At 72.5% G+C, this 12,317-nt stretch carries 10 protein-coding genes; 9 read left to right on the top strand and 1 reads right to left on the bottom strand.

The window, feature by feature from the left end; genetic code table 11:
• Positions 1–97: 97 nt before the first annotated feature.
• Positions 98–2,356: a M9 family metallopeptidase gene (locus F4556_RS05265; protein ID WP_313068164.1), complete on the top strand. Its 2,259-nt coding sequence runs from the start codon at positions 98–100 to the stop codon at positions 2,354–2,356.
• Positions 2,357–2,418: 62 nt separating this feature from the next.
• On the opposite strand, the gene F4556_RS05270 is transcribed toward F4556_RS05265, so the two are convergent.
• On the bottom strand, positions 2,419–3,465 hold the full coding sequence (locus F4556_RS05270; protein WP_221503535.1) for a helix-turn-helix transcriptional regulator: 1,047 nt from the start codon (positions 3,463–3,465) through the stop codon (positions 2,419–2,421).
• A gap of 273 nt (positions 3,466–3,738) precedes the next feature.
• On the opposite strand from F4556_RS05270, the gene F4556_RS38960 reads away from it, so the two are divergent.
• The 8 genes from F4556_RS38960 (at position 3,739) to F4556_RS05310 (ending at position 12,255) form a co-directional block, all read left to right on the top strand.
• Positions 3,739–3,921 carry a hypothetical protein gene (locus F4556_RS38960; protein WP_184912000.1) on the top strand — a complete coding sequence of 61 codons (183 nt, stop codon included), beginning with the start codon at positions 3,739–3,741 and terminating at the stop codon, positions 3,919–3,921.
• 194 nt (positions 3,922–4,115) lie between these two features.
• The gene (locus F4556_RS05280; protein WP_184912001.1) at positions 4,116–5,282 is read left to right on the top strand and encodes an AAA family ATPase; all 1,167 of its coding nucleotides are present in this window, start codon (positions 4,116–4,118) and stop codon (positions 5,280–5,282) included.
• 203 nt (positions 5,283–5,485) lie between these two features.
• Positions 5,486–5,974 carry a cobalamin B12-binding domain-containing protein gene (locus F4556_RS05285; RefSeq protein ID WP_184912003.1) on the top strand — a complete coding sequence of 163 codons (489 nt, stop codon included), beginning with the start codon at positions 5,486–5,488 and terminating at the stop codon, positions 5,972–5,974.
• The gene (locus tag F4556_RS05290; RefSeq protein WP_184912005.1) at positions 5,971–7,281 is read left to right on the top strand and encodes a methylaspartate mutase; all 1,311 of its coding nucleotides are present in this window, start codon (positions 5,971–5,973) and stop codon (positions 7,279–7,281) included. Before F4556_RS05285 ends, F4556_RS05290 begins: the two co-directional genes overlap by 4 nt.
• Positions 7,278–8,294: an asparagine synthetase A gene (locus tag F4556_RS05295; RefSeq protein WP_184912007.1), complete on the top strand. Its 1,017-nt coding sequence runs from the start codon at positions 7,278–7,280 to the stop codon at positions 8,292–8,294. The genes F4556_RS05290 and F4556_RS05295 overlap by 4 nt, the downstream gene beginning before the upstream one ends.
• Entirely contained in the window at positions 8,291–9,577 is a 1,287-nt protein-coding gene (locus F4556_RS05300) for a glutamate synthase-related protein (RefSeq protein WP_184912009.1), read from the top strand. Before F4556_RS05295 ends, F4556_RS05300 begins: the two co-directional genes overlap by 4 nt.
• Positions 9,570–10,829, top strand: a complete 1,260-nt coding sequence (locus F4556_RS05305; protein WP_184912011.1) for an MFS transporter — start codon at positions 9,570–9,572, stop codon at positions 10,827–10,829. Before F4556_RS05300 ends, F4556_RS05305 begins: the two co-directional genes overlap by 8 nt.
• Positions 10,822–12,255, top strand: coding sequence for an amidase family protein (locus tag F4556_RS05310; RefSeq protein ID WP_246510971.1), 1,434 nt, complete (start codon positions 10,822–10,824; stop codon positions 12,253–12,255). Before F4556_RS05305 ends, F4556_RS05310 begins: the two co-directional genes overlap by 8 nt.
• Positions 12,256–12,317 lie beyond the last annotated feature (62 nt).

Consider the following 12,317-nt stretch of genomic DNA (forward strand, 5'->3'; position numbering starts at 1 on the left):
TTTCGTAGTCAGTGTGATGTGTGCCATTTTACATGTCACACATCAAGCGGTCGCGCCCCCAAGCACGCGGCCACTACCCGGCCCGGAGGCCCCCACCGTGCGACCCTCCCGGATACCGATGGCCCAGTTGGGCCGTCTGCTCACCCTCGCGTTCGCGTTCATCCTCACGCTCGGCTTCTTCGCCCCGCAGAGCCGCGCCGCGAGCACCGCCCCGGCCGCCCCCACCGGCCAGCCCTCGACCCGGGCCATTCCGGTGCCCAAGTCCGCCGAGGTGCCGAAGGACGGCCGCCCGACCCCGGGCACCGCGACCGAGGCCGCCGACGCGCCCAAGGCGGCCGCCCAACTGCCCGCCGCCGCACCGCAGTCCAAGCAACTGCGGTCCGCCCCGGCGGCCACTCAAGCCGCCTGCGCGTTCGGCAACAGCACCGGCAGCGCGCTGGTCCAGCAGGTCAAGGCCGCGAGCCTGGACTGCGTGAACTCGCTGTTCAACCTCACCGGGACCGAGGCCCAGGCCACCTTCCGCGAAGCCCAGATGGTGACCGTCGCCAACGCCCTTCGGGACAGCGCGACTTCGTACAACGGCACGAACTCCGGCTCGGCCGGTCAGCTGGTGCTCTTCCTGCGCGCGGGCTACTACGTGCAGTGGAAGTACCCGGACGTCGTCGGCACGTACAACTCCCCGCTGCAGAGCGCGATCCGGGGCGGGCTGGACGCGTTCTTCGCGGCCCCGCACGCCAAGGACGTCACCCAGGCCAACGGCGAGACCCTGGCCGAGGCCGTCACCCTGATCGACAGCGCCCAGGAGAACGCCCGCTACACCGGCGTGGTCAAGGGCCTGCTGAACAGCTTCGACAGCAGCTGGACCGGCGCCATGCGGGACGCGGTGGCCAACACCAAGACGGTGATCGAGCGCGGCACCGAGCTGCCCGCCTTCGTCGCCGCCCTGCAGGCCGACGCCGGCTTCGCCGGTGCGATGGCCGGCCTGGTCACCCGCAACAGCTCGATGATCAACGGCGGCGACCTGGCCACCGACATCGGCATCCAGCTCGGCGGTCTGCTCGCCGTCCCCGAACTCAAGGCGCAGGCCCGGCCACTGGTCAAGGACCTGGTCAACCGCTACCCGCTGGTCGGCGCGACCGGGCCGCTCACCATGAACCTGGCCTGGTTCGCCGAGAAGCGCGACACCGGCAACTGCTCGTACTACGGCCTCTGCGACCTGCCCACCCGGCTGGTCCCGCTGGTCCTGACGGTCAACCACACCTGCAGCCCGAGCCTGCGGATCCGCGCGCAGCAGATGACCGCCGCCGAGCTGGCCGCCACCTGCACCAGCCTGGCCAACCAGGACGCGTTCTTCCACCAGCTGGTCAAGGACGGCGGCCCGGTCGCGGGTGACCTGAACACCGCCCTCGAGGTGGTGGTCTTCGACGCCTACTACGACTACAGCCTCTACGCCTGGTCGATGTACGACATCGAGGTCGACAACGGCGGCATGTACCTGGAGGGCGACCCGTCCAAGGCCGGCAACCAGGCCCGCTTCATCGCCCACGAGGCCAGCTGGCTGCGCCCGGCGTTCTCGATCTGGAACCTCAACCACGAGTACACCCACTACCTCGACGGCCGCTACAACATGCTCGGCGACTTCGAGGCGGGCGTCTCCACCCCGACCATCATGTGGGTCGAGGGCGTCGCCGAGTACGTCTCCTACAGCTACCGCAACGTCCGCTACGACGACGCGATCGCCCAGGCCGCCAAGGGCACGTACAAGCTGAGCGAGCTGTTCAACACCACGTACGAGAACGCGGACTCCACCCGGATCTACAACTGGGGCTACCTGGCGGTCCGGTACATGCTCCAGTCGCACCCGCAGGACGTGGCCACGCTGCTCGGCCACTACCGCGCCGGCAACTGGGCGGCCGCCCGGACGCTGCTCACCTCCACCATCGGCACCCGCTACGACACGGACTTCGCCACCTGGCTGACCGCCTGCGGCGCCGGCAACTGCGGCACCCTGCCGCCGGTCCAGGCCCCGCTGTGCACCGCCGCCGACGCCCGTCAGTTCGACAAGAACTGCCGCCGCGACAACGCGAGCGCCACCACCGGGAACTACAGCTACAGCTTCCTGTACCTGCCCGCCGGCGTGCAGAGCCTGACCATCACCACCGCGGGTGGCACCGGCAACGCCGACCTCTACTACAACGGCGGCAGCTGGGCCACCACCGGCTCGTACCTGCAGAAGTCCACGAACAGCGGCAACGGCGAGACGCTGACCATCAGCAACCCGCCGGCCGGCTGGGTCTACTTCAGCCTCCACGCCCAGCAGGGCTTCTCCGGCACCACGGTCACCACGCAGTACTGAGCGGAGCGGTTCAACAGCGGAGCCCCGCAGGCCGGTCACCGGCCTGCGGGGCTCCCTGCGTGCTACTCCCCGGCCCGGGCGGCCGCCGGGCCGCCCAGGGTGCCGGTGGGGTTCAGGTCGACGCCCAACTCGCTGATCAGGAAGCCCGCGTGGAGCCGGCTGCGGGCGCCGAGCTTGTCCATGATGTCGGAGACGTGGCGCTGGCAGGTGCGCAGCGACATGCCCATCCGGCGGGCGATCGCCCGGTCCTCCAGGCCCTGGACCAGCAGCCGGACGATGGACAGCTTCATGTCCTCGGAGATCGCCAGCACCCGCTCCTGGCTGTAGTTCTCCGGGAAGGGCGTGGCGCTGGTCCAGGCGCGCTCGAAGGCGCCGATGGCGAAGTCCACCAGGCTCGGGTCGCGGAGCAGCAGGCAGCCGGTGTCGCTGTCGCGCATCGCGATCACGGCGGCCGACTGGTCGAAGGCCAGCATCCGCATGAACCCGTCGCCGAGGGTGCGGATCTCGGCGCCGATCCGGGAGACGTGGTCGACGTACTCCACCGTCACCGTGCTGAACTGGGCGGTGTGCTGGTACAGGGTGCGCATCCGCACCCCGCGTCTCAGCACCCGCTCGGTCTTCTCCAGCGACTCCTTGAGCACGTCGTCCCGACGGGCGCCGCCCGGCTGGGAGGTGAGGATCTCGTGCTCGGCCCGGTCGGCCAGCTCGGTGATGATCGAGCGGACGCTGTCCAGGTCGGTCAGCCGCTGCACGCCGCCGGAGTCGCCGGGGGTGAACCTGGCCTGCTCGTAGATGTTCTGAAAGACCGTCAGCCGTTCCCTGGTCGCCTCGACCTCACGGCGGCGCTCCTCGATCTCCTGCAGGGCCGGGGCCAGCAGCTCGCTCGCCGCCGCCGCCGGCACCCCGGCCACCAGCATCCCGGGGCGGGTGGCCGAGCGTTTGAGCAGCCTGAGCTCCAGCAGCCGGTCGACCCGCGCGGAGCCGGCCGGGCCGGCCCGCAGCTCGTCGCCGTCCACCTGTTGCCGCTCGACCACGTGCTGGAACAACTCCAGCTCCTCCTGGCCGAGTTGGCCCAATAACGAGGAGATGCCAGGTGCTACGGAGCCCAAGATCACAGTCCCATCCCGGTCGAATGTGCATGCGAGGGAAGCGTTCGCAATCGTAACGTGCGCCGGGCATGCCAGCACCTGATCCACCCTCAGATCCTTCACTGCGCAAGCACATCGGGCCCACTCTGTCCGACTATGTCAGGTATGGGCCCCTCGCATCTGCGTCATGGCGTACTCACGACCCCTTGAGGGGCCTTACCGCCCTTTCCCCGGCGCGGCAGACTCAGCGTGTCGGGAAAACCCGGAGAGCACCCGGATTCTGGAGGGGAAACCATGGACCGCAAGATTCTCACCACCGCCGCCGTATTCGTCGCCGCGACCGTCACCGCCCTCGCCGCCACCCTGTCGGTGGGCTCGGCCGCCGCCGGTTCGGTGGCCGACGGCGGCACCCAGACGCCCGCCGTCACCTCCCAGCCCTCGCCCAGCCCGACCGCCGCTGACCTGGGCTGGGGCTGATCCGTCCGGCCGGAGTCGGACCACACCGGACGGCCACCCCACCCGGGCGGCACCGGCGGCGGAGGACGGCTCGGGACACCCACCCGAGCGGCGGTAGGGGTACACCCCTGGAACCCCACTATTACCGCCGGACCCGCAGGACACAATCAATCCGGAACAGAGAGACGTGGTGAACGGAAACCGTGGACGAAGCGATGATTTCCGTCCGATTCTCCGGGCTGCTCCGGGAATTCCGCAGGAACTCGGGACTGACCCAGCAGGAACTGGCCGACCTCTCCGCGCTGAGCGTGCGAGCGGTACGGGACCTGGAGTCCGGCCGGGTGCACCGGCCGCGCCGGGAGACCGTCCGGCTGCTGGTCACCACCCTGCGCCTGGAGGGCGCCCGCCGAGCCGCCTTCGAGGAGGCCGCCGCGGCCGAGCCCGCCGAACCGGCCCCTCCCAACAGTCCGTTCACCATGCTCGGCCGGGCCGACGAGGTCCGCGCACTGCTGGAACTGCTGCGCTCCGGCGGGCAGCGGCTGATCTCGCTCACCGGACTTCCCGGCGTCGGCAAGACCCGGCTCGCCACCGAGGTGGCCGAACGGCTCCGGGCGAGCGGCTGGCAGATCTGCTGGCACCCGGGCGGCCGGCCCCCCGTCGGCGACACCCTGCTGGTGCTCGACGGCGCACCGCCGAGCGACCCTGGCATCGCTGAACTCCTGCGCAGGCACCCCGGTTTGCGGGTGCTGGCGACCGCCACCGGACCGCTCCGACTGCCGGGCGAACGGGTGATGCCGCTGGCCCCGCTGGCCGCTCCCCGGCCCGCCCCCGGCGCCGACCCGGCCGCACTGCTCCGGCAGGACGCCGTACAGCTCTTCCTCTCCCACGTCCGCCGGGTCCGGCCCGGCTACCAGTTCGCCGCGGGCGAGGTGGCCGTGGTGGCCGAGCTCTGCCGACGGCTGGACGGGCTGCCGGCCGCGATCGAGCACGCCGCCGACTGGTGCCTGATCCACCCGCCGCACCGGCTGCTGGCCTGGGCCAGGGAGGACCCGCTGGCGGTGGCCTGCTCCCCGGTCGCCGACGGCACCGGGCCCGACCTGCGCACCGCCGTCCGTACGGCGGCCGAGGAACTCGGCTCGGGCCCCGGCCAGTTGCTCCGCCTGCTGGCGGTCAGCGGCCGGCCCAGGACCTTCGAGGAGATCGTCGGCTACGTCGGCCGGCCGGCCGCCGAGGTGGCCAGGGGCGTGCACGCGCTGCTGCTGCGCGGGCTGATCCGCAGTGCTCCGGGCAGTGGCGTCGAGTGCTTCGCCGTACCCGGCCTGGTCCGCCGCGCGCTCGCCGAACTCCCGCTGCCGGGCGTCCGGCTGCTCGCCGCGGTCTGACCCAGCGTCACACCTCGTATGCGGCAGAGTCCGAACCGCCGCACTGCTGCCGGTCCCAACTGCCTGGCCCGCCCCGCCCCGCTGCCTAGCGTCTGCTGCTGGCGCCACCACCGGAGCGCCTCCGCCGACCGGCCGGTGCCCCGCATCCCGGAACCGCACCCCGCGCCTCGGCGAGCCCACCATCACCCCTGTGAGAGTCGATCATGGAGCTGGACAATCACCCCTGCCCGCCCGCCCTCGGGCCGGGCACCCACGGCCTGGACGTCGTGGTCACCAGTGTGGCCTCCGACGCGCACACCTGGAACCTGATCTACCTTCAGCTGCTGCTTGAGGAGCTCGGCCACCGGGTGACCAACCTCGGCTCCTGTGTGCCGGACCAGCTGATGGTCGACGAGTGCCGGACCCGCCGCCCCGACCTGATCGTCCTCTCCACCGTGAACGGCCACGGCCTGAACGACGGCCGCCGGGTGATCGGACAGCTGCGGGACTGCGCCGAGCTGCGCACCACCCCGATCGTGATCGGCGGCAAGCTCGGCATCTCCGGTGCCGAACAGGGCTCGCACGTCGGCGAGTTGGTGGACGCCGGGTTCGACGCGGTGTTCGAGGACAGCGCGGGCATCGTCGGCTTCCACGACTTCGTCCGGGCCCTGCCGGCCGGCCGCCGGGCGCTGCCGACCGGGGGTGTCCGATGACCCCGCCCGTGCTGCCGGCCGGCTCGTTCGGCGGCTTCGTGCAGGCCGCCCGCCGCTCCGGCCACCTGGTGGTGCAGCCCCGGATGGGGATGAGCGACCCGTACCTGATGCGCGAGGGCCTGCTGGCCACCCGGCGGGCCGACGCGAGCACCGTCGGCACCATCACGCTGGACAGCTACACCCGGGTCGGCGACCACGAGGCGGCCCGCCGCGCGCTGGCCGACGGCGTGCCGCTGAACGGCTACCCGATCGTGGCGTACAGCACCGCCACCACCCGGGCCGTCACCGACGGGATCGCCGGCACCGGCTTCCCGGTGCAGGTCCGGCACGGTTCGGCCGCTCCGCAGGACATCCTGGAAGCGGTGGTGGCGGCCGGTCTGACGGCCAGTGAGGGCGGGCCGATCTCCTACTGCCTGCCGTACAGCCGGACCCCGATCGAGCAGTCGGTGGCCAACTGGGAGGCCAGCTGCGCCATCCTGGCCCGGCTGCGCGAACACGGGGCCGAGCCGCACCTGGAGACCTTCGGCGGCTGCATGATGGGCCAACTCGCCCCGCCCGGGCTGCTGGTGGCGATCAGTGTGTTGGAGGCGTTGTTCTTCCGTCAGCACGGCCTGCGCAGCGTCTCGCTGAGCTACGCCCAGCAGACCCACCCCGAGCAGGACGAGGAGGCGGTCACCGCGCTCGGCCGGATCGCCGCCTCGCTGCTCGGCGACCTGGACTGGCACATCGTCATCTACGCCTACATGGGCGTCTACCCGCGCACCCCCGGCGGCGCCCGGCTGCTGCTGGAGGAGGCGGCCAGGCTCGCGGTGCGCACCGGCGCGGCCCGGCTGATCGTGAAGACCTCCGCCGAGGCGCACCGGATCCCCACCATCGCCGAGAACGTCACCGCCCTGGAGGCCGCCGCCCGCGCCTCCGAACAGGTCAGGCCGACCGCCAGCGTCCAGGACACCGGCATCCACCAGGAGGCCCTGGGCCTGGTGCAGGCGGTGCTTGACCTGGACCCGGACCTCGGCCGGGCGCTCACCAAGGCGTTCGCGCTCGGGGTGCTGGACGTCCCGTACTGCCTGCACCCCGACAACGCCGGCCGGGCCCGCAGCTACCTCGACTCGGCCGGGCGGCTGCACTGGTCCGACACCGGCGCGATGCCGGTACGCGGCACCGGCCGCGGCGTCGGCCGGATGACCTCGGCCGGGCTGCTCGGCTCGCTCTCCTACGTCCAGCAGCGGTTCGACCGGCTCGCGGTCGAGACCGCCGGACTCCGTCAACTCACCACCCCCGCCCCGCAGAAGGAGTACGCCCGATGACCACCACCGCCGACGCCCCGACCACCCGGGGGCTGCTGCTCCCGCCGGCCGACCCCCGGCAGCACCTCACCTCACCCACCACCCGTACGGTGCTCCGGCTCCAGCAGCACATGCTGGCGGCGGCCCGCGAGTACCTGACCGGCGCCGGGTTCGCCGAGATGATGCCGCCGATCATCGGCCCGGTCACCGACCCCGGCGGGCGCGGCTCCAAGCAGGTGGACGTCGACTTCTACGGCCACAAGTACAAGCTGATGACCAGTGCGATCCTCTACAAGCAGGCTTCGCTGCTGGCCTTCCCGAAGATCTTCTGCATCGCGCCGAACGTCCGGCTCGAGCCGCTGGAGACCGCCAACACCAGCCGCCACCTGGCCGAGTTCCACCAGATCGACGTCGAGATGGCCGGGGCCTCCCGGGACCAGATCACCGCCGTGCTGGAGGAGTTGGTCCGGCACATCGTCTCCCGGGTGGTCACCGACCTGCCCGCCGAGTTCGCGGAGCTGGGCCGGGACACCTCGGTCTTCACCGCCCTGCTGAACCAGGCCTTCGGCCGCCGCACCCACGCCGAGGCGGTGTCCGAGCTCATCGGGCTCGGCCACCCGCAGAACCCGGACGCCGAGATCGACTGGGAGGGCGAGGCACTGCTCTCCAGCCGCTCCGCCCAGCCCTTCTTCGTCACCGACTACCCGAAGGGCTCGCGCGGCTTCTACGACCGGGAGAGCGCCCAGGACCCGGGCGTGCTGCGGAACTTCGACCTGCTGGCGCCCGAGGGCTACGGCGAGCTGTGCAGCGGCAGCGAGCGGGAGTACGACTACGCCCGGATCGTCACCCGGATGCGGGAGACCGGCGAGAACCCGGCCAAGTACGGCTGGTACCTCAAGCTGGTCCGCGAGGGCATCCCGGCCAGTGCGGGCTTCGGCATCGGGGTCGAGCGGTTCACCCGCTACCTGGCCGGTCTGGACGGTGCCTGGCAGGCCAACGCCTTCCCCAAGCTGCCCGGCGTGGTGTCGCCGTGACCGGCCTGCGCACCCGGGGCTTCCCGGAGCGGGCGGTCCGCGAGCGGGCCAGGCTCGGGGCGGCCGCCGCCTTCCCGGCCGACGCCCACTACGGCCACACGCTGTTCGGCGCGGAGGCCACCGCGGACGCCGATCAGCTGGACCAACTGCGGATCACCCCACCGGTGTTCATGCCGCAGCGGCTGGAGAAGCTGATCGAGCTGGGCCGCGAGCCGCTGCACACCGACGTGGCGCTGGGCACCGTGATCGGCGGCCTGCGCTCCGCCCTCCCGCTGTACCTCTCCGCCTTCGGCTCCACCCGGGCGGCCGGCACCGACCAGGTGCTGGCCGCCAGCCGGCAGGCCGGACGGCTGGGCATCCCGATGGTGATCGGCGAGAACATCGTGCCGATGAGCGGCTACGGCCGCGGCGGCGAGCAGACCAGGCGCACCGCGCTCGGCCGGATCGCCGCCTACCTGACCGAACTCCCGGACGGGCTGGGCGGGGTGGCGGTGCAGCAGAGCACCGAGGACGCCGACGCCGAGGTGTGGAACCTGGTCTACAGCGACCCCGCCGCCCAGCCGCTGCTGGAGAGCGGCCGGCTGGCCTTCGAGCTGAAGGTCGGTCAGGGCGCCAAGCCGGGCCTGGGCGGGATGACCGTGCTGGACCGGACCGCCGCCGCCCGGGTGGACGAACAGTTCGCGCTGGACGAGGTGTTCGGCCCGGACGCCGACCGGGTGCTGCGGTGCAGCAGCCCCGGCACCTTCACGGAGGAGATCCTGCGTCAGCAGATCCGGCTGATGCGCAACAACTACCCCAGGGTCAAGGTCTGGGTGAAGCTGCACCCCGGCCGCGACGTGGCGCTGGCCGCCGACATCGCCTGGACCGCCGGGGCCGACGCGGTCACCGTGGACGGCGCCGAGGGCGGCACCGGCTGGGCGCCGGTCGCCACCCTCGCGCACTCCGGACTGCCGCTCGGCGAGTGCCTGGCCCGGATCGGCCCCCGGGCCGACTGCCTGCTCACCTCGGGACGGTTCTGGGAGGGCAGCCGGGTGGTGAAGAGCCTGGCGCTGGGCGCCACCGCGGCCGGTCTCGGCCGGGCCGCCCTGCTGGCCACCGACGAGGACCCGGAGGCCGGTCTGACCAGGCTGGTGGAGTGCCTGGCCCTCGAACTGCGGCTGCTGATCAGCTCGCTCGGCAAGTACACCCCCGCCGCCCTCGGCCCCGAGGACGTCTGGCCGACGCCCGCACCGTCGGCCGCTGCCCCGGCCCACCGCATCCCGGAGGTACTCCACCATGGCTGACACCCTGCCCCGAACCGAGAACGAACCGGTGCCCAAGCGCGCCGACGGGCCGCTCGGCCTGAACTACCTGTCCTTCACCGGCGCCATGAGCCTGTCCCAACTCGGCGACTCCGCCTGGTACGTGGCGCTGACCTGGACCCTGATCCGGGACGTCAGCCCGGCGATGACCGGCACCGTACTGATGCTGGCCAGTCTGCCCCGGCTGATCGGACTGCTCGGCGGCGGCGTGATCGCCGACCGCAGCGGACCACGTCGGGTGATGGTGATCACCGACCTGCTGCGCGGCGTGGTGATGCTGGCCGCCGCACTGGCGGTCGGACTGAGCACCCCGTCGGTGCCGATCCTGCTCGGCGCGGCGCTGCTGCTGGCCTTCATCAGCGCCTTCTTCATCCCCGCCTCGGGCTCGGTGAAGCCGCTCATCCTGGCCGACAAGGACCTGGTCCGGGGCAACGCGCTGTTCGTCTTCGGCATCCGGGGCGGACAGGCGGCCGGCGGCCCGATCGGCGCCTGGCTGATCGCTCTCGGCGGCGTCCCGCTGGTGGCGGTCGCCAACGCGGCCAGCTTCCTGCTCTCCGCCTTCGCCTCCGCCCGGGTGCGGTACACCCGGGAGCCGGTCGCACCGCCCGCCCCCGTCGGCGAGAAGCCGCCGTTCAAGGAGATGCTGCTGGACGGGCTGCGCTACCTGGGCAAGGAGCGCCGGATCCGGCTGGTGATCCTGGTGATCGCGCTGACCGAACTCGCCTGCGCCCCGCCGGTCAACATCGGCCTGGTACTGCTCTCCAACCGGCTCGACGCGGGCGCCACCGGCGCCGGCCTGCTGCTCACCGGCTACACGATCGGCGCGGTGGCCAGCTCGGTGGTCACCATGGCCTGGCCGCCCGGCCGGCGCGGCGGGCTGGTGCTCTGCCTCGGGGTCACCGCCTCGGCGGTCTGCCTGACCGCGATGGCCTTCATCGACTCGCTCCCGCTGGGCATGCTGCTGTACGGCGTACTCGGCCTGGTGACCGGTCAGTTCGGCCTGGTGCTGGTGTCGATGGCGCAGCGCTGGACCGAGCCCGCGATGCGCGGCCGGGTGATGTCGGTGCTCTCGCTGGCCATCTTCGCCTGCGCCCCGCTGGCCAACGTGGCGGTCGGCACCATGGTGACGCTGCTCGGCTTCACCACCGCGATGACGGTGTTCGCCGCCTTCGCGGTCGTCGCCGCCCTGATCACGGTCGGCACCCCGAGCCTGCGAGGTGTCCGCCTTGACTGACACCTCGCACACCGGCACCGAGCACCTGGACCGCAGCACCTCGACCTTCCCCGAACTCCCGGAACTCCACCGGCAGTTGCGCGAGGGACAACTGACCAGCGTGTCGCTCACCCGGCGCTGCCTGGACCGGATCGAGCTGGTCGACCCCCTGGTCCGGGCGGTGCTCGCGGTGGACGACAGTGCGCTGGAGCAGGCCGCCCAGGCCGACCGCAGGTACGCCGCCGGAGCCGAGCGCGGTCCGCTGGACGGCATCCCGGTCCTGGTCAAGGACAACATCGACACCGCCGGACTGGCCGGCACCGCGGGCTCCCGGCTGCTGGCCGGGAACCCGCCCCGCCGGGACGCCGGGATCGTCAACCGGCTGCGGGCGGCGGGCGCGGTGGTGCTGGGCAAGACCAACCTCTCCGAGTGGTCCAACTTCCGCTCCACCCAGGCCACCGAGGGCTGGTCGGGAGCGGGCGGCCAGACCCGCAACCCGTACCGGCTGGACCGCAGCCCCGGCGGCTCCTCGGCCGGCTCGGCGGTGGCGGTCGCCACCGGAATGGCGCCGCTGGCGCTCGGCACCGAGACCGACGGGTCGATCGTCGGCCCGGCCGGGCTGTGCGGGGTGGTCGGGGTGAAACCCGAGACCGGGCTGCTGCCGCTGGACGGTATCGTGCCGATCTCCCCGGTCCAGGACACCGTCGGGGTGCTGGCCGCCCGGCTCGGCGACGCCGCCCTCGCGATGGCGGCGCTGACCGGGCGGCCCCCCGCCGACCCCGACCCGGCGATGCTGCGGGTCGGCCTCTGGCGGGTGCCCCGGATGCCCGGCGCGGTCGACGCGGTGCTCGACTCCGCGGTGCAGGCGCTGCGTTCGGCCGGGGTCGCGGTGGTGCCGATCGACCTGACCCTGGACCGGCAGACCGTCGAGGACGGGCTGCTGGCGATGTACGCGGAGTTCCGCCCCGGCCTGGAGACGTACCTGCGCGGCCGCCCCGGCGGGCCGCAGACCCTGGCCGAGCTGATCGAGGGCAACCGGGCCGACCCGGTGGAGCTGTCGCTCTTCGACCAGGACCTGTTCGAGCAGGCCCAGTTGATCGGCGAGGCGGAGCGGGCGAAGGCCGGGCTGGCCCGGCAGAGTTCGCGCGAACAGGCCCGCAAACTGCTCGACCGCACCATGCGCAGGTACGGCGTCCAGGCCGTGCTGGCGGCCACCAACGAACCCGCGCCCGTCATCGACTACGAGCTCGGCGACCCCGGGACTCCGGGCAGCTCCACGCCCGCCGCGCTGGCCGGCTACCCGAACATCTCGCTGCCGGTCGGCCACTTCCGCGAACTCCCGGTCGGACTCTCGGTCTTCGGGCCGCCCACGCTGGACCGGCTGCTGCCGGTGGCGCTCCGGCTGGCCGAGGCCTGCGCCGTCCGGCGCATCCCCGCGCTGCGCTGACACCCACGCCGCCCGGAAAACAGGGGCAGTGGAACTGCCGGTCAACTGCCCCGGATTACTTC

This window comes from Kitasatospora gansuensis, from assembly GCF_014203705.1.
Classification (GTDB): domain Bacteria; phylum Actinomycetota; class Actinomycetes; order Streptomycetales; family Streptomycetaceae; genus Kitasatospora; species Kitasatospora gansuensis.